Source organism: Paenibacillus sp. S-38 (assembly GCF_049942825.1).
Taxonomy (GTDB): Bacteria; Bacillota; Bacilli; order Paenibacillales; family NBRC-103111; genus Paenibacillus_G.
This window is the reverse complement of record NZ_CP187970.1, coordinates 379103-396426: the sequence shown is the minus strand read 5'-3', so window position 1 is coordinate 396426 and position 17324 is coordinate 379103. Positions and strand designations below refer to the sequence as shown.

Below are 17324 nucleotides of genomic sequence, written 5' to 3'. Positions count from 1 at the left end.
CCGCACCTACCTCAAGATGGAAGGAGATGAATCATGTCCGCGGTCATTACCACCGTTTATTTCGTGAGACACGCAGCCTCCCCTTACTCCGCCGGGCAGGAGCGGGAACGCGGCTTGTCTGCAGCAGGGGAAGAAGACGCCCTGAGAGCGGCCCGGCTCCTCGAAGGCGAGGGGATCGACCTCCTCGTCTCAAGCCCTTACCGGCGTGCCGTCCTGACGCTGCAACCGCTGGCGGAGCGTCTTGGACAGGCCATCCTGCTCGAAGAGGACCTCCGGGAGCGGAAGCTGTCGGAGGAGCCGCTGTTCCCTTCACGCGAAGCCTTCTATGAAGCGAAACGGGCACTGTTCGCGGACCCCCTGCTCCGCTATCCCGGCGGCGAGTCCAGTGAGCAAGCACGGCAGCGGGGAACCGCCGTCCTGCAGCGCCTGCTGCTCGCAAACCCCGGCCGCAGGCTCGCTCTTGGCACGCACGGCGATATCATGACTTTGATGCTCGGAGCCTGGGACCCTGCCTATCACTTCACCTTCTGGCAGAGCACGTCGATGCCCGATATTTATAAGGCGGAGTTCCACATGGACGCCGCAGGTCCGCAGCTGTACGCCGTTACCCGCCTGTGGCCGGGGTAGGGGAGACTCCACAAGGACGTTACGCCCGTACCTCTCCTAAGCTTCGGAACCGGCAGTAGAACGAGCCTGCAGCATTTCCGTATCGGCCGCACCCCCGATTCACTGACCTTTAAGGTGGCCATCCGCCCCGAGACGCTTCTCCTCTCCTGAGGAGAGGCGTCTTTTTTCGTTTCCATGCCAAGGTGCTTCCCTATCGGGTGCCTCCTAAATACTTCCATGACCGAACCTGTGACAGGAGTCAGTAGTCATATGACCGGCTCATCGGATACGATATGTATCGACCGCTGCAGGCGGCGCCGTCCGATGCTGCAGCGAAGCAGAACGTGAAACCAATGAATTATAAGGATTGTCCCCAGGGGGGATACCCACCGTATCACCCGCGCAAGAACCGCTTTTCCTTCCTTACCTATCCTCACCCCAAATTCATGAACATTGGAGATGACCCCATCCATGACATCCAAACCATCCAACCGCAAAAACCTCCTCATCGCCAGCTCGCTGCTGCTGGCCTCCCAATCTCTAGGTACGGCAGGTGCTGCCGGTACGGACACCCCAGGCTCCTCCTCCCCCACCGCCTCGGGTTCCACCACGGTAACCGCCTCCACCTACAGCTCCGTCACCTCGGCCACGTACGGTGCGGATATCACGGCTCCCACGGCGCCGGCTTCTCTGACTTCCACGGCCGTGACGGCCGGCTCCGTGACGCTCAGCTGGTCCGCTGCCTCGGATAATGTGAAGGTCACCGGTTACGACATCTATCAAGGTTCCACGAAGGTCGCCTCCGTCCCGGATACTTCCTATACCGTGACCGGGCTTGCTCCGAATACAGCGTACTCGTTCACCGTGAAGGCCAGAGATGCCGCAGGCAATGCTTCTCCGGCAAGCAAGAGCCTCTCCGTGACGACCCCTGCCATCGCGGCCCTGACGGCAGGGGAGCTGCTCTTTGAAGCGGAGCTGCTGACCCAGCGGGATTCCGGCGACGCTACGACGCAGTACAGCGATACCGCCGCCAGCGGGGGCAAGTGGGAGTACTACAACTCCAACGCCGTGGCGGACTACATCGAGTACGATCTGAACGTGCCGCAGGCCGGCACCTATGCGATCACAGGCCTGGTGCGCTCCGCCAACAACCGCTCCATCGTCCAGCTCTCCGTAGACGGCAAAGCCCAAGGCTCGCCCGTGGATGCTTACGGCACAGCGGCCGCCTATGAGCAGAAGTCGTTCGGGAGCATCACCTTCGCCGCCGGAGGCACGAAGAAGTTCCGCTTCACCGTCACCGGCCGGAACGCTGCCAGCACGGACTACAAGATCGCCCTTGACGCGATCAAGCTCACGCCTCAGGGAACGGCAGACAACGTGGCGCCTACCGCCCCGTCCGGCCTGACCTCTACCGGCAAGACGGATACGACCGTCTCGCTCTCCTGGACCGCCGCCACGGATAATGTCGGTGTCACGGGCTACGACATCTACAGCGGTGCGACCAAGCTGGCCACTGTCACCGGCACCACGCATACCGTGACAGGCCTTACGCCGGCTACCGCCTACTCGTTCACCGTCAAGGCGCTGGATGCCGCAGGCAACGCTTCCCCGGCGAGCAGCCCGCTGGCGGTGACGACGAACGCGGCTTCCTCCACGTCGCTGACCTTCGAGGCCGAGAGTGCGCCGCAGGCGGACTCCGGCGATGCGACGACCCTGACCGCCGATGCGGCTGCAAGCGGCGGCCAGTGGGAGAGCTACAACGCGAACGCGGTCGGCGACTATGTCGAATATGCCCTGAACGTAAGCGCAGCGGGCAGCTATGAAGTGCGCGTAGCCGGCAAGGCCGGAGCGAATGCCGGTACGGCGGCCCTGACCATCGACGGCACGGCCCAAGGCACGCCGATAGACTTCTACAAACCGGCGGCCCAGTCGGCCATCACGGAATATAACCGCGGTCCGGTCTACTTCAATACACCGGGTTTCAAGATCTTCCGTTTCACCGTCACCGGCAAGAACGCCTCAAGCACGGGCTACACCGTTCCGCTCGACGCCGTGAAGCTTGTCAAGGTGGCGGACAGCAAGGCGCCGAGCGTACCAGCCAATGTCACGGTCACCGGCAAAACGAGCACGAGCGTGTCGCTAGCCTGGGATGCCTCGACCGACGACGTCAAGGTAGCGGGCTACGACATCTATAACGGCACAGCCAAGGTCGGATCCTCCACCGAGCCGTCGTTCACGGTAACGGGCCTCTCCCCGAACACGACGTACTCGTTCACGGTCAAGGCGAAGGATGCTGCCGGCAATGTCTCTGAAGCGAGCGCTGCGGTGTCGGCGGTGACCTCGGCGGCCCTGGGCTCTGTCCCTCTGGCGGTTTCCCTGCTAGGGAACCATACCCTGTTCATCAAGAGCGACGGCACCGTCTGGGGCTGGGGCTATAACGGCCACGGACAGCTCGGTACCGGCACGTCGAACTCCACCGCCGTCCCGGGCAAGGCCATCAACCTGACCGGCATGAAGATGATTGCCGGCGGGGAGAACCACACCATTGCGCTGCGAAGCGACGGCACGCTGCATGCCTGGGGCTACAACGGCTACGGGCAGCTCGGCGACGATTCCACAACGACCCGCTACAGCCCGGTGCAGGTCTCGACCCAGACGAACTGGACGGCCGTATCCGCCGGGGAGAATCACAGCCTGGCCCTGAAGAGCGACGGCACCGTCTGGTCCTTCGGCTACAACGGCTACGGGCAGCTCGGCGACGGCACCACGACCAGCCAGCGCACGCCGGTGCAGGTCAAAGACCTGACAGGCGTTGTCGCCATCGCAGCGGGCAAAGACTTCTCCCTCGCTCTGAAGAATGACGGTACGGTCTGGAGCTGGGGCCAGAACTCCTACGGGGAGCTCGGCAACGGCACCACGACCCGCAGCAGCGTTCCGGTCCAGGTAGCGCTTCTGACCGACGTCAAGTCGATTTCGGCCGGCGACTACCACGGGGTGGCGCTCAAGAAGGACGGCAGCGTCTTGGCCTGGGGGTATAACGGCAACGGCGAGCTCGGCAACGCCTCGACGATCTCGCAGACTACACCGGTGCAGTCCGGCGTAACGGGCGTCAAGAGCATTGCCGCAGGGCCGTACCACACGCTGGCGCTGAAAAGCGACGGCACCGTCTGGAGCTGGGGGTATAACGGATACGGGCAGCTCGGCAATGGCAATAATACGAACCGCAGCGTGCCAGCGGCCATCCCGGGCCTCTCTTCGGTCGCTTCCATCGCCGCAGGGGAGAACCAAAGCATCGCCTACGGCAATGACGGCATCCTGTACTCCTGGGGCCGCAATGCGAACGGACAGCTCGGCAACGGCACGACCGTCGATACGAACGTGCCGCATAAGGTCATCGGCCCGAACATCAACCCGGCGGATACGACCGCGCCTGCAGCGATCTCGGACCTGCGCGTGTCCTCGCAGAATGTGCGCTCGCTGACGCTGAACTGGTCGCGGACGACCGATGACGTCGAAGTCGCCTCCTATGAGATCTACAACGGTTCGGTCCTCGTCGCCACGACAGGCCCCACCAACACGTCCCATACGCTGAGCAATCTGGCTCTGAACACGACATACCAGATCACGATCCGGGCGAAGGATGCTACCGGCAACAAGGCCGCCGCCAGCAATGTCGCTTCCGCGACGACCTCCGACAAGACGCCTCCGGCTGCACCGAAGGATGTTACTCTGACCGGCCTGACCGCCGCGACAGCCACCCTGTCCTGGAGCGCCAGCACGGACAATGATCTCGTGAAGCAGTACAACATCTATCAAGGTACGACCAAGGTGGGCAGCACGGCCTCCACTTCCTTTACCGTAACCGGCCTGACCTCCAAGACTGCCTACAGCTTCACCGTCAAAGCGGAGGACGATGCGGGCAACGAATCGACCGCTTCCACCGCTCTCTCCGCAACAACCGAGTAACCGCTGCTTCAAGCCTCCTCCGGCTCCTGCCGGATGGAGGTTTTTTTATTGTAAGCCCCGTTTCGTTTTTACTATAAGTATTATAAGCTCCGCGATCGCTGTGGCAGCAGGAGCACTTCTCTCGCCTATCCCCCGCATGGGAGTATCACTCGCCCGTTCGTTCAACGACGTACCATACCATCCGCTTCCTATTGGAAGATCAGACGGCAGCAGATGAAGGGTCGTCACGAAGCTTTCACAAACCAGCTTTTGTCCTGGGGGCCGGGTTATGATATGATAGACTTGCTGGATATATTAACCAGATCCTGAGAAGAATCTAAGCCTTAGTCAAGTCCGCCGCCCCATTCGGACGATCGGAGCAGCGATCCGTTCTATTATGATTGCGCTTACAAAGCACCTCGTCTGCTTCCGGTCATCCATCCACATCATCTACCGGCCTGCACCCTGCCCCGCTGCGAACCCACGAGAACACCACGACCGCTGCCCGCAGCCAACCGAGCCGTCCGGCACGCTCTCCACCCTATACCTATACAAAGGAGTCTTCGCCATGTCCCAACCCATCCTGTCGAAGCCGGGGATCCATCTGGTCTCCCTCGAGAAGCTGCAGCTGATCGGTCTGCACGTCACCGTCCCGTTCGAGCTCGGCAAAGACGGTGAACGTTCGGTGCACCGTGTCCGCGAAGAATTCAGGCGGCGGCGGCACGAGATTCATCATGCCGTTCATCCTGCGCGTTATGTCTGCGCCCATTACGCAAGTGAAGTGCTGTTCACTTACTTCTACTGCCTCGAGGTCAGCTCTCTGCATACCATCCCCGGCGGAATGACCGGGTTCACGGTCCCTCCGCACCGCTATGCGGCCATCCGATCGGAGGGCGATCCTTACCTGGAGATCGAGAACGGACTGCTGTCCCGCGGGCTGCGCAAAGATACCAAGGCGCTGGCGCTGGAGTTCTACTCCTTCGAGCGTCCCTTGTGGCCAAGCGAGGTGGACGTCTACGTGCCTCTGCTGCCGACCAGTGAAGAGGAGATCTGAGGATGCCGCCGAAGCATATCGTCTCTGCAGCCGCTATCGTATTGAATGACCGGGGTGAGCTCCTGCTCGTACGGGGGCCCCGCCGCGGCTGGGAGATGCCAGGAGGCCAGGTGGAAGAGGGCGAATCCCTGAGTGCCGCCGCCGTGCGGGAGACCCTCGAGGAATCGGGCGTCGAGATCGAGATCGTCCGCTTCTGCGGGATCTTCCAGAACGTGAAGGGCAGCATTTGCAACACGCTGTTCCTGGGCCGCCCGATAGGAGGTGCACCCGTACCTACGGAGGAGAGCCTGGAGAGCGGCTTCTTCCCCTGCCGGAAGCACTCGACAAGGTGACCTGGAACAATTTCCGGCAGCGGATCGAATACTGCCTGCGGCCTGCACAGGAGCCGTTCTATATCGAGTTCTAGCTTCTGCCCCGTCGCGCACAAAAACGGACCTTCCTCTCGGGAAAGCGTCCGTTTTTGTGCGCAGTCGTGATATAGTAAATAGAGGAAAAATGAAGAAGCGAGGACACTGCAAAATGACCCGAAGACGACTGACATGGACCGCACTCTCCCTCGGGCTGTACGGCCTGCTCACCCTCGGTGCAGGCCTGCTCGCAGCCGAGGCTGACCCCGCTGACCAAGGGAGTCTGTACCCGCCGCTCGCCAACCTGCTGAGCGGGCCGCAATTCCTGATCAAGGCGCTGTTCACCGATGACACGCTGATCCTGTACCGGTTCCATTGGCCCTCCTTCCTGCTCGGAGGCCTGATCTGGGCTCTGCTGACCGTCTATGCACTTCGGCATCTGGAGCGGAAGCCCGATGCCCACGGTTTGATCGGGCTGGGGTTCCTCCTCGCCGGCCTGGAGCTCGTGCTGGTCCTGCTGACCGTCGGGTTCATCATGACGGTTCCCTCCCTGTTCGAGCCCTTCCTGCGGTTCGCCGGGGGGCTGCTGATCTGGGGCCTGTTCGGCATCCTTCTCATCGGCGTCGGCCTCATCCGGTATGTACAGGAGCTCAGCGGCTCCCGCAGGTAAACCCGCTCTATGCAGCTGTCGCGCTAGTCCGCGGCAAAATTCATCATGATGCAGACTGCGGTCTGCAGCCAGGAGGAATCCCTATGACAAGAACCCTTGTGATCAGCGATATTCACGGCTGTTTGACGGAGCTGCAGGCACTGCTGCGGCAGATGGCTTACCGCCCGGACGCCGACCGGCTGCTTCTGCTCGGCGACTATGTGGACCGCGGGCCGGACAGCCGGGCCGTGGTCGAAGAAGTGCTGCGCCTCGTCCGGGGCGGAGCGGAGGCGCTCCGCGGCAACCATGACCAGCGCTTCGTCGACTTGATGCTCGGCCGGCCCGAGCAGGCCGACAAATTTGTGAAGCACGGGGGCCTGCAGACGCTGCAGAGCTACGGGATTACGGAGCTGCCGTCGGGCCCGGCGGACCCCCTGCTGGCGGAGAAGCTCGGAGCTGCCGCAGAGGCGGTGCGCTCCCGCTTCGGAGAGCACCTCGCCTTCCTCGACAGCTTGCCCCACTATGCGGAGGATGAGCGCCATATCTACGTGCACGCGGGGCTGCATCCGCAGTACACGCCGTGGCAGGAGCAGCCTCTGCGTGAGTTCCTGCTGATCCGCGAAGCCTTCCTGCCGCATCCGGTCACCGCCGGCCGGACCGTGGTCTTCGGCCACACGAAGACAGTTGACCTCCATGGCACCCCGGAGGTCTGGTTCGCCGGCGACAAGATCGGCATTGACGGCGGCTGTCCGTTCGGCTTCCGGCTGAACGGGCTCGAGATCTCGGAGGCCGGTGAGTACACGGTGCACCAAGTGCCGTCCACCTGCCGCTGGGTGCTGCAGGATTGACGAAGGCACTAAGACCATGTGCTGCCCGGCTCCTGCCTGCCCTTCACGCTATTGCGCCTCAGCAACAGTTTCGGGTCCCCGACTCCTTCGCCACTGGAGACGCGTCCGCTCGATTGCGAGCGAATTGCAGCTAAGTATGCTAAGCCGCCCCGAGTTGGCTGACTACCTAAAGAAAGAGACGCCATGCGGAAGGGACAAGGTCCCCCAGCCTGGCGTCTCTTTTGCTTCCTGCATGCGGTACGGTGAACGGCTTACGATTCATCCAGAACCCCGGCGGTTTCCTGGGAAGCCATCTGTTTCTGGGCCGCGGCCACCGGATTGCGCTCGTGCCCGAATTCACGGCTTTCGCTGAACGGACGCTCTCCTGCCGATTCGGCCGCTTCTCCCGTTCTTCGGCTGCCTTTCTCCTCTGGCATAGGCTCTCCTCCTGTATGGTCTTTTGGCTAGTGTCCGCCAACCGCGGCCTATCTATGCCGGCTGAGGGAATCCCCTCCATCGGTTACAAATAAATGGCCGTCCGCGTACCGATTCGCGATACGATCTGTCCCGGCGATTGCATGAAAAGCGGCGGCAGAAAGGAAGGCGGCCGGCCGGAACCGACAGCGTCGAGCAGTGCGAAGAAGTTCGGATACGTGGCCTCATCCAGCAGGTAAGCGGATACGGTACTGCCGGGCAGGCGGTGCCGGTTCAGCTTTTTGATGAACATGTCCACATCCCCGATCCCTACGCCGTGCCCAAAGTAGCGGTTCCCCGCCAGCTTTACGATATTCTCTCCCTGCCATTCGATCTTCTTCGGGTCCACCTGCGGGTTCTTCACATATTGAATGTCGCCCGGGTAAGCCTCCCCTTTGCCGTACACCGTGATGAGATGCAGCAGGGAGTCGTGGTGCCAGGACATCAGGAAGAGAAACCGGAACAGCCGGTCGAAGGCCTCATCGCCGATCGTCTCCAGCACCGCCTTGTACAGCACGATAATGACCGCGGTCGCACATTCGAAGGCATAGTCCTTACCGTTCACGTAGATGTCCCGGATCGCCTCGGACGCGTGCACCCCCGGCCGCTGCCGGAAGCCCCCGCCTTCCGTGCGGGTCCAGTAGACATCGCTGCACCGGGACTCCTTGAACGATTCGAACTCCGCATCGCTCCTCTGAAGCTGAACCGCCGCCTCCACAATCGCCGCCCTCACCTTCAGCTCGAACCGGAGTGCAGCCAGCGACGGGTAATGAAACGCGTTCGGGCTGCTCTGCTTCCTCTCATAAATCTCCCGCTCCAGCGGGGGCAGCATCTGCACGGCCGCATTGACACTAAAGCTGCTCTCCGGCAGCACAATCATGCCCGTTCCCTCCTTCTGCTCCCGGGAACCGCTCCGTTTGCCAACCCTGTCCCGTGTCAGGATACCGCCAAAAAAGGAGCGGCCCGGCGCCTGCCGATTCCGCTCCTTGATTATATGCGGGGAGGACCTGCATACAGACCCGCTTTTATGCCTGCTCCGGGCCCCAGCCACGTCACCCCCGAAGGTTAATCCATCTCATAAATCGATCCGGATTTGCTGGCGAACAGCTCCGCATACACCTTCTCCGCGTAAGCATCGGTCATGCCCGAGATATAATCGGCAATAAACCGCGGCCACGTCCACTTGCCCAGGTGCGCCTTGTAGTTGTCGATCCAGTCAGGCGGAATGATCATCCGCCCCTGTTCGGGCACCTTGAAGCTGTCCCACAGCCGCTTGATCATGATCTCGCTGCGCTTCTGCAGCCGCTGTACGCGAAAATCCTTGATAAGTGTCACCCAGGCGAGCTTCTTCAGGATCTCCATCGTCCGCAGGAGCTCCAGATCCTGCTCTCCGTCGCGGACGAAGGTCACCTTTTTCCAGCCCCGCGCCGTGTCGTCGATAATCCCTACCCGCCCCGCAAAGGTGCTCACCCAGCGGGCCTTCATCTCCCGCCGCGTCCGGGACGATTCCCGTCCGCACTGCTCGTAGATCTCCTCCCACTGCGCCAGATAGTCCTCCAGCACCCGCTTGACCATGCCTTCGATGTCCACCGACTCCCAGCCGACCTCGAGATTCCCCTGGTCGTCGACGATCTCCTGAACGAGATGCTCGATGAGGCGGTCACTCTCAAAAAAGGTCCGGTTCATCCCGATCTTGCCGGCCCGGATCCCGTCCTCGATATCATGCGTGGAATAAGCGATATCGTCGCACAGGTCCATCAGCTGCGCTTCAAGCGTCGAGCAGCCGGTAGGCATATTCCACTTTCGCCGGAGCTCTGAGATGCCCTCCCATTCCATGCCGTAGCACCCTTTGAGCCGTCCGGGGTCGTCGAGGCAGTAGGGATATTTATTGATCGCCAGCAGTACGGCGGCGGTCAGGTCCAGACCGCTGTCGCTGCCCGCCCTTTTCTCAAGGAACATGAGAATCCGGAAGTTCTGGGCGTTGCCCTCATACTTCATCCCGTGCTCCTTGGCGAGCAGCCGGTCCAGAACTTCCTCTCCCTTATGCCCGAACGGGGGATGTCCCAGATCGTGGGCCAGCGAGGCGCACTCGACCACAGCAGGGTCCAGGATCAGGCCGGGATGCTCCCGCCGGTTCAGGAAGGGATACAGCTTGCCCATCCGCCGTGCCGTCTCGCGGGCGATCTGCGACACCTCCAGCGAGTGCGTCAGCCGGGTGCGGTAATAGTCGCCGGAGCCCGCTCCGAAAACCTGCGACTTGCCCTGCAGCCGCCGGAACGCCGGCGACTGGATCAGCCTCGCATAGTCGCGCTCGTACTCGTCCCGCTCTTCACTGAACGTGCCTGCAGACGGTTCATCCAACCGAAGCTTCCGTAAATCCATTGTCTCTTCCCCCTCGCTGCCGAGCTTAAGATGTCATTTTTGTTTACATGTGGATCACATAATGTTCTGGACATTGTATCATACTCCCTCGGGAGATGAAAAGTGAGCTTCGACTATGGGGTGTTTATTCATCAAATCGAACGGGATGACCGAACCTTGCAGGGATTCCCCGCGTCTACAACGTATAGCAGCAGACCCCTCTGCGGGCTCGCTGTCTTCATTGACCTGCTGGAGGAGTCCTGCCCATGCCCGTTACCCGCCGCCGCGTTCTTCCGCTGTCCCTGGCTGTGCTTCTACTGATGTCCGGCTGCGCCTTCAGGGAATCCCCCGCCTCCTCTGCCCCGGAGCCGGCAGTGCTTACGTTTCAAGCCTCCGCTCTGGCGCTGAACCGGGTCCCCGTCGATCCGCCTGCTCCTCTGCCCGCGGCCGCGGCTGTTGAGCCTTATGCCATCCTCGCGAGCAAGGCCATCGGGGCGGACGTCATCGAGCTGCGCACAGACGGCAGTCCCGCCGATACGGTGACCGCCTTCCTCCGCCGAGGTGACCGCCTCCATGAGATCGGCGCCGCTGGGTATCTTCCCCTGATCGATCCGGGGATGCTCGAGATTCAAGAGGTTCACGCCTTCTCCCGCACGCTGATCAAGATCAGCGGCTTCTGCGGGGCCAACTGTCCGGTTACCTACTATGTGGACCCGGCCCCGGAAACTCCGGTCCTCTTCCTGCGGATCGACGCCCATGGCGTGGAAGCGGACGCGGATGATGACGGGACCGTCGACGTCATCGGAACTGCAGGCACCCAAGCCGAGTGTACCCTGTATACCCTGGAGGATAACACTTTGGGCGCCGCCTCCTTGAACCGGCTCTTCGGCGCGGTCTCGGTCCGGTATGACGAAGCGGGCCGCTTCTTTTGGGCGGAGCGCCCGGACGGCTCCGTCCGGATTAGGATGGCCGATCATCCTATATCCTGATTCCCAGGAGCGGCAAAAGAAGCTGCTCCCTCACCCCGGCAGTAACCACGTATGCACTCGGCAGTTATGCACTCCGCAGGTCCAAGCGTGTGCAGTCGTGCGCTTAAGCGGACGAACCGCAGGCCACGCTTCGTGAACTCTTTGTCCCAGTAGTTCATCATCCCAGTAGGACGTTCGCCAATAGCGGACTTAAAGGGACCGCCCTGCGGCGCGCCCCTTCTAAGTCCGTTCCCATGCTCCTTCCGCCAGGACTCCTGCGTTCAGAGAGCCCCGGAATCGTTCATCCCCGGCCTTGGCCGGCCGATAACGCGTCAAAAAAGGCCAGCCGATCACGGCTGGCCTTGCTTATGGACGAATCCCATGCTCAGAGCTGGAGTATGCGGCTAACCTTGCTCCAGCATTGGGCTGTTCGCCCATTAAAACGGTACACGAGCTGGTTCGGAACGTCGTGAGACAGTTCGGTCCCTATCTGTCGCTGGCCCAGGAAATTGGAGAGAGAATTCGGGCGCGGCCCCCTTGCCCCCATGGGAGATGGAAACCCTTTAGTAAGCGGGTTCCTTCCTCGCGAAATAAAGGAACTATGATACCTTATTGGATCATTTCCCGCTATTTCCCAAGGAATAACGGAACTCAGATGCTTTATTGCTCTCCATTTGCCCCGACAACCGTCCTATGCATCGAACTAACGAACCTCAGTTAACCTCAGTTCCTCTATTCTCGATGCGACTCCACTTTCTACAGACTTAACGAATCGGAGTTCCGCTATTTTCATTGAAGCCCTAATCCTTGTGCTTTCGGCGGGGTATCTTCGGCTGTGCCCCGCCGAAGATACCGCGGCCTTTAACGGTGCCATCCGTACTGCTTATGCCAGCTGCCGGCTGAGCGCTTCGTACTGCGCGACGATGAGCGCGTGCACCGGATGATCTGCCGCAAGCGAAGTGAACCGGCTGATCGCAGCGGACAATCCGTGCTCCTGCAGCTCCGCCCGGATGAGCTGCACTTCCGGGTCATCCTCCACCCGGAACATCAGCGCGGCCGCCATGGCCCGGGCCAGTGCCTCGGGACGGACGCCCATGTCATGAAGCCCTAGCGCCGGACGGACCAGACGGTCGTTCGGCGAGAGCTTGCGGACCGGAGAGCGGCCGACCCGGGCAACCTCATCGGTCAGATGCGGATTGCGGAAGCGCTCCATCGTCTTCTCGATATAAGCCTGATGCTCCCCTTTATCGAAGCCATGCTTCGCCGTAAGCAGCCGGCCCGTCTCGCCAAGTACGGCGCGCACTTCGGCCGCGATTCGCTCATCGGCCATGCTCTCCTGGATCGTCGCTTGGCCGTGCACGAAGCCCATGTAAGCGGCGCAGCAGTGACCGGTGTTGACCGTGAACAGCTTCCGCTCGATGTAGGGTTCGAGTCCGTCGGCGTAGTGCACGCCCGGGATCTCCGGAAGGCCCGGCAGCGTCTGCGAACGGTCGACGACCCACTCGTAGAACGGCTCCACGGTCACGTGAAGCGGGTCCTCGTGGTGCTGCAGCGGCACGATCCGGTCGACCGCCGCATTCGGGAAAGCCAGCCGGCCCTCGGCCTGCCGCTGCTCCTCTTCGCTCAGGTAGCCGAAGACATGCGCCTGGAGCTGCGCGCTGCCGCCGATCGCATTCTCGCAGGCGATCAGGTGCTGCGGGCCGCCTCCGGCCTGCAGGCGGAGCCTCACGCCCTTCGCTATGCCTTCGGCAATATGCTTTAGGATATTGACACCGACCGCTGTAGTGACGAGATCCGCACCGGCCACCGCCTGAGCGACCCGCTCCGTGTCACCGCCATGCAGCGCGGTCACGCCCTTCACGTGATACGTCTCCTGCCCGTCGCTGGCCAGGGAGACCGTGTATTCGCCCCTGCGCTGCAGCTCGGACACCAGCGTCTCATTGACGTCTACGAAACACACCTCATAGCCGGCTTGGGACAGCAGCAGCCCGATGAAGCCGCGGCCGATGTTCCCCGCCCCAAAATGGACCGCCCTCATTCGCCCATCCCTTCCTCGAAGATCCGGATGATTTCCTCCTTGGAGGACGCCTTCAGAATCTGCTCCATGTTCTCTTCGTCCGAGCAGATCATCGCCACGTTGGTCAGAATGCCGAGATGGTCGCTGCCCGCTGCCGCGATGCCGATGACCAGGTGTGCCGGCTCGTCGCCGCCGAAGTCTACGCCCTCCGGGAAGAGAACGATCGACAATCCGGCCGAGGAGATCATCTCCTTGGAATCCTTGGTGCCGTGGGGAATGGCCAGACCGCCGCCCATGTAGGTCGACAGCGCCTCTTCCCTCTCCAGCATTTTCTCGATATAGCCCGGAGCGGTGTGGCCGGCATCAACCAGCAGCTGTCCGGCGATGCGGATCGCTTCTGTTTTATCCTGGGCTTTGGCGTTCAGCAGCACTTTATTCGGTGACAGTATGCTCATTGTCTCATTCTCTCCTCTTATCCGTTTTATAGATACTTTCAAAAAATTCCGTCAGCTTCGTCGACAATTCGTGCCGGATCTCTTCCTCGCTCCCCTGCTTCAGGAGTTCTACGAACTCTTCATCGAGCAGGAAGGAGCTGATCTCGCTGAGCACCTCAAGGCTTTCCTTGGGCAGCTCCCGGGGACCGAGCATGAGCAGCAGGTGCTTCACCCCCGCCCCTTCGCCGGGATCCAGCGGGAGCTCCTCCTGCAAGGTGAACAGCGTGAAAGAAGGCGTCTCGATCTGCCCGCTCCTCGTGTGGAACAGCGCAAGGCCCGTGCCCGGAATCACCTGGCTGCTCAGCTTCTGTCTCTCCAGCAGAAGCTCTACCACTGCGGGCAGATCGGTGATCCCCGCCCGCTGCTTCACACGCCCGCAGGCCTCCTCCAGGATGCCGCGCAGCCCTGTACGTCCCTCCAGCGGTCCATGAACCCGGAATTGGTCGACGATCGACACGATTTCATTCAGGTAAGCCTGCAGACGGTGCAGACGCTCCAGCGATTCGGCCGGCGGACCCCCCTCTTCGCCGCGGCCTGGTCCCCGCTGCAGGGTGACTTCCCGGATAAACCGGCGCAGACGCTCCGACTCTTCTGCGGTCAAGAGCGGGCTGAGCTTGATGTAGCGGTGCTCCTCCAGCGGAAGATCCACCGTCGAGATGATGAGGTCGTAATCCTCCTCCGGAATCCGGACCGCTTCGTACCAGGAAGCATGGCTGATGATCTCCACCTGTGGCAGCTCCTTGTTCAGGCGGATGGCGAGCATCTTGGAGGAGCCGATGCCGCTCGTACAGACGATCACCGCCCTCACGCTCCGCCGCAGCGACTTCAGCCGCTCCAGGGAGGCGCCGAAATGCATCACGAGGAAGCCGATCTCCTCATCCGGGATCGGCAGGCCCGGCAGGACCGTATCCGCCGCTTCCCGGATCTGAACGAACAGGCGGTCATAGTCCCGCCGGATCTGGGAGAGCAGCGGATTGCGGATCTGAAAGCCCTCGCGGATCCGCGGCAGAGCCGACTCCAGGTGGCTGGTCAGCCCCTCGCGCAGCTGGCGGTCCTCCCCGAAGCCGGCCCCGAGTTCCTCTTCGAGGGCCGCAATCAGCCGCTTCGCCAGGTCCATGGAGCCGGGATTCGCTTCCGGCACCAGCCCGTGGCGGTCCGGCGTGTCCGCCAGCTGCAGGAGCCCGGCCAGATAGCGGACCTCCTCCGGCGGCAGACCGCCGAGGGCCGGGGACAGCTCCTCGGCCAGCTTCAGCAGATGCGCGGGCAGCCCCTGCGCCGTCTGGGCGTCACGGATCTGGCGGCCCTCCCGGATCCGTCCGAGCATGACCGACATGCGGATGAGCAGACGCGCGTATTCGTGCTCTGCGAGCAGCTTCAGCCACAGGCGGTCGGCCGCCCAGAGCGCATCCTCCGCCGCCTTCAGATGCGGCCTGCCGATCAGCTCGAGCAGCCGGCGCTTCACCGGCTCCCGGGCCAGGTCCTCCGGGCGCCCGAACAGGTCGGCCTCATCAAGGTGCTGCATCGCAAGCAGGGAGAGCGTGCCGCGCAGGCCCTCCTCCTCCCCGGCCAGCTCCACCCCGTAGCCTCTGCGGCGAACCAGGGTCAGGCCGCTCCGCGCAAGCCAGCCCTCGAGTTCATCCAGGTCATTCGTAACCGTAGGCACGGTCACCTTCAGGCTGTGGGCCAGCGCGAACAGCTTCACCGGCTCCCCGGATTCCAGCAGCAGACACAGGATCAGGGCCCTCCGGTCCTCGGCGGTGTAATCCTCGGGGACCGCTTCGAACAGCCGCCGGTGGAGCGCCTCCAGCTCCCCCTCCCCCGCCTGCAGCAGAATGCCTTTTCCCGATTTCTTCAGCAGATCCACACCGTACTCCGCCAAGACGGCCTCCAGCTCATCCAGCTCCCGGTGAACCGTTCTCGTGCTCACTTTGATTTCCTCCGCAATCTCGCCGGCCGTGATGCCGTCACTGCGGAGCAGCAGCAGTTGTATGATCTGTCGTTGCCTGGTAGAGACACGCATGGCGTCATCCTTCCTCAGTCAGGGATAGGCCGGGCCGCGGGAACGTCTCCCGGCAGCCGGCCTCCCGCCCGAAGCCCGGCGGCTAAGCAAGCCGTTTCGTCAGCTCGTCGTACTCCGGACTTTTCATGAAATTATCGATCGATATGTGCTCCGCCTTCGGCGCCTGGGCCTTGGCCCGGTCCGTCAGCGACCGGTGGGTGATGACGATGTCCGCATCGCCCGGGATCTCACTGATGGCCGTGTTGATGACCGTAACGTTGGCGCCGGCGTCCTTCAGCTTCTTTCTCAGAATCGAGGCGCCCATGGCGCTCGAGCCCATGCCCGCATCGCAGGAGAACACGATCTTGCGCACGTCTTCCTTGGCCTTGCGGGCCACCGCAGCTTCCGTCACTGGGGCTTCGGATGCCGCAGCAGCTTCAGCGGCAGGCGCGGCGGCCGGTGTGGCGCCCTTCATTTCCTTCATCCGGGCTGCCGCCTGTTCCAGGCTCTCTTCCTGCTCTTCCTGCTTCGTCGTCTTGAGCAGCAGTGCCGCTACCACGAAGGAGGCCGCCGCACCGGTTAGAACTCCAGTGAACACGGACAGGAGACCACCCTTCGGGGCCATTGCCATGAAAGCGAAGATGCTGCCCGGCGAGGGAGGAGCGACCAGACCGGCATGGAACAGACCGAACGTGAACGTCCCTGTGACGCCGCCCGCGATGACCGCGAGAATCAGACGCGGGTTCATCAGGATATACGGGAAGTAGATCTCGTGAATACCGCCGAGGAAATGAATGATGACCGCCCCCGGCGCGGACTGCTTGACGCTTCCGCGGCCGACGAGCCAGTAGGCCAGCAGGATGCCGAGGCCGGGACCCGGATTCGACTCGAGCATGAACAGCATCGATTGACCGGTCTTGGCCGCCTGATCGAGCGCGATCGGGCTCAGCACCCCGTGGTTGATCGCGTTGTTCAGGAACAGAATTTTGGCCGGCTCGATCAGCACGTTGGCCAGCGGCAGCAGACCTGCGTTGACCAAGGCCTGCACGCCGGATGCCAATGCCTTGCTGAACACCTGCACGACCGGACCGACGAACGTGTAGGCGATGACCGCCAGCAGGGCGCCGATAATACCGGCGGAGAAGTTGTTGACAAGCATCTCGAATCCGGAGCGGATCTTGCCTTCCACGGCCCGGTCGAACTGCTTCAGGACCCAGGCGGCGAAGGGACCGACGATCATCGCCCCGAGGAACATCGGAATATCCGTGCCGATGATCACTCCCATGGTGGTTACCGCGCCGATCACGCCGCCGCGCGTCCCGTGAATCATCGTACCGCCCGTGTACCCGATAAGAATCGGCAGCAGGTAGGTGATCATCGGAGAGACGAGCTTCGCCAGATCCTCATTCGGGAACCAGCCCGTCGGGATGAATAAAGCCGTAATGAGCCCCCAGGCGATGAATGCTCCGATATTCGGCATCACCATGCCGCTCAGAAAGCGGCCGAACCGCTGTACCCTTACTCTAATGCCGCCACCGGCAGACGCCGGCTGTGTTGCCGTTGTACTCATTAGGATACCCCCT

General features: G+C 62.2%; 13 protein-coding genes and 1 pseudogene. 7 read left to right on the top strand and 7 right to left on the bottom strand.

Features of this window, described 5'->3' with window-relative positions; all coding sequences use genetic code 11:
* Nucleotides 1-33 precede the first annotated feature (33 nt).
* From ACP26L_RS01985 to ACP26L_RS01960, 6 genes and pseudogenes are all read left to right on the top strand, one after another.
* Complete coding sequence (locus ACP26L_RS01985; RefSeq protein WP_426450802.1) at nt 34-627, top strand: histidine phosphatase family protein; 594 nt, start codon at nt 34-36, stop codon at nt 625-627.
* Between the two features lie 450 nt (nt 628-1077).
* The gene (locus ACP26L_RS01980; RefSeq protein ID WP_426450801.1) at nt 1078-4572 is read left to right on the top strand and encodes a fibronectin type III domain-containing protein; all 3495 of its coding nucleotides are present in this window, start codon (nt 1078-1080) and stop codon (nt 4570-4572) included.
* Between the two features lie 547 nt (nt 4573-5119).
* Nucleotides 5120-5605, top strand: a complete 486-nt coding sequence (locus tag ACP26L_RS01975) for a GyrI-like domain-containing protein (protein WP_426450800.1) — start codon at nt 5120-5122, stop codon at nt 5603-5605.
* A gap of 2 nt (nt 5606-5607) precedes the next feature.
* A pseudogene (locus tag ACP26L_RS01970) lies at nt 5608-6011 on the top strand (NUDIX hydrolase).
* Nucleotides 6012-6124: 113 nt separating this feature from the next.
* On the top strand, nt 6125-6622 hold the full coding sequence (locus tag ACP26L_RS01965; RefSeq protein ID WP_426450799.1) for a hypothetical protein: 498 nt from the start codon (nt 6125-6127) through the stop codon (nt 6620-6622).
* Nucleotides 6623-6705: 83 nt separating this feature from the next.
* The gene (locus ACP26L_RS01960; RefSeq protein WP_426450797.1) at nt 6706-7449 is read left to right on the top strand and encodes a metallophosphoesterase; all 744 of its coding nucleotides are present in this window, start codon (nt 6706-6708) and stop codon (nt 7447-7449) included.
* A gap of 251 nt (nt 7450-7700) precedes the next feature.
* On the opposite strand, the gene ACP26L_RS01955 is transcribed toward ACP26L_RS01960, so the two are convergent.
* The 3 genes from ACP26L_RS01955 to ACP26L_RS01945 form a co-directional block, all read right to left on the bottom strand.
* A complete protein-coding gene (locus ACP26L_RS01955) occupies nt 7701-7865 on the bottom strand; it encodes a hypothetical protein (protein ID WP_426450795.1) in 165 nt (54 codons plus the stop codon).
* 83 nt (nt 7866-7948) lie between these two features.
* On the bottom strand, nt 7949-8782 hold the full coding sequence (locus ACP26L_RS01950; RefSeq protein WP_426450794.1) for a protein-glutamine gamma-glutamyltransferase: 834 nt from the start codon (nt 8780-8782) through the stop codon (nt 7949-7951).
* 185 nt (nt 8783-8967) lie between these two features.
* Nucleotides 8968-10284, bottom strand: a complete 1317-nt coding sequence (locus ACP26L_RS01945) for a deoxyguanosinetriphosphate triphosphohydrolase family protein (RefSeq protein WP_426450792.1) — start codon at nt 10282-10284, stop codon at nt 8968-8970.
* A 245-nt stretch (nt 10285-10529) separates the two neighbouring features.
* Between ACP26L_RS01945 and ACP26L_RS01940 the strand changes: the two genes are divergently transcribed.
* Entirely contained in the window at nt 10530-11252 is a 723-nt protein-coding gene (locus ACP26L_RS01940; RefSeq protein WP_426450791.1) for a hypothetical protein, read from the top strand.
* 862 nt (nt 11253-12114) lie between these two features.
* Here ACP26L_RS01940 and ACP26L_RS01935 read toward each other — a convergent pair.
* The 4 genes from ACP26L_RS01935 to ACP26L_RS01920 form a co-directional block, all read right to left on the bottom strand.
* On the bottom strand, nt 12115-13269 hold the full coding sequence (locus ACP26L_RS01935) for a mannitol-1-phosphate 5-dehydrogenase (protein WP_426450790.1): 1155 nt from the start codon (nt 13267-13269) through the stop codon (nt 12115-12117).
* Nucleotides 13266-13703, bottom strand: a complete 438-nt coding sequence (locus tag ACP26L_RS01930) for a PTS sugar transporter subunit IIA (RefSeq protein ID WP_426450788.1) — start codon at nt 13701-13703, stop codon at nt 13266-13268. The genes ACP26L_RS01935 and ACP26L_RS01930 overlap by 4 nt, the downstream gene beginning before the upstream one ends.
* Nucleotides 13704-13707: 4 nt before the next feature.
* A complete protein-coding gene (locus ACP26L_RS01925; RefSeq protein ID WP_426450786.1) occupies nt 13708-15762 on the bottom strand; it encodes a BglG family transcription antiterminator in 2055 nt (684 codons plus the stop codon).
* Nucleotides 15763-15844: 82 nt separating this feature from the next.
* Nucleotides 15845-17311 carry a PTS mannitol transporter subunit IICB gene (locus ACP26L_RS01920; protein ID WP_426450785.1) on the bottom strand — a complete coding sequence of 489 codons (1467 nt, stop codon included), beginning with the start codon at nt 17309-17311 and terminating at the stop codon, nt 15845-15847.
* Nucleotides 17312-17324 lie beyond the last annotated feature (13 nt).

Bases quoted from the DNA above. Each gene is read 5' to 3' on its own strand.
- ACP26L_RS01935 (WP_426450790.1), bottom strand. From the start codon at position 13,269: ATGAGGGCGGTCCATTTTGGGGCGGGGAACATCGGCCGCGGCTTCATC.
- ACP26L_RS01945 (WP_426450792.1), bottom strand. From the start codon at position 10,284: ATGGATTTACGGAAGCTTCGGTTGGATGAACCGTCTGCAGGCACGTTC.
- ACP26L_RS01980 (WP_426450801.1), top strand. From the start codon at position 1,078: ATGACATCCAAACCATCCAACCGCAAAAACCTCCTCATCGCCAGCTCG.
- ACP26L_RS01920 (WP_426450785.1), bottom strand. From the start codon at position 17,311: ATGAGTACAACGGCAACACAGCCGGCGTCTGCCGGTGGCGGCATTAGA.
- ACP26L_RS01940 (WP_426450791.1), top strand. From the start codon at position 10,530: ATGCCCGTTACCCGCCGCCGCGTTCTTCCGCTGTCCCTGGCTGTGCTT.
- ACP26L_RS01925 (WP_426450786.1), bottom strand. From the start codon at position 15,762: ATGCGTGTCTCTACCAGGCAACGACAGATCATACAACTGCTGCTGCTC.
- ACP26L_RS01930 (WP_426450788.1), bottom strand. From the start codon at position 13,703: ATGAGCATACTGTCACCGAATAAAGTGCTGCTGAACGCCAAAGCCCAG.
- ACP26L_RS01985 (WP_426450802.1), top strand. From the start codon at position 34: ATGTCCGCGGTCATTACCACCGTTTATTTCGTGAGACACGCAGCCTCC.
- ACP26L_RS01955 (WP_426450795.1), bottom strand. From the start codon at position 7,865: ATGCCAGAGGAGAAAGGCAGCCGAAGAACGGGAGAAGCGGCCGAATCG.
- ACP26L_RS01950 (WP_426450794.1), bottom strand. From the start codon at position 8,782: ATGATTGTGCTGCCGGAGAGCAGCTTTAGTGTCAATGCGGCCGTGCAG.
- ACP26L_RS01975 (WP_426450800.1), top strand. From the start codon at position 5,120: ATGTCCCAACCCATCCTGTCGAAGCCGGGGATCCATCTGGTCTCCCTC.
- ACP26L_RS01960 (WP_426450797.1), top strand. From the start codon at position 6,706: ATGACAAGAACCCTTGTGATCAGCGATATTCACGGCTGTTTGACGGAG.
- ACP26L_RS01965 (WP_426450799.1), top strand. From the start codon at position 6,125: ATGACCCGAAGACGACTGACATGGACCGCACTCTCCCTCGGGCTGTAC.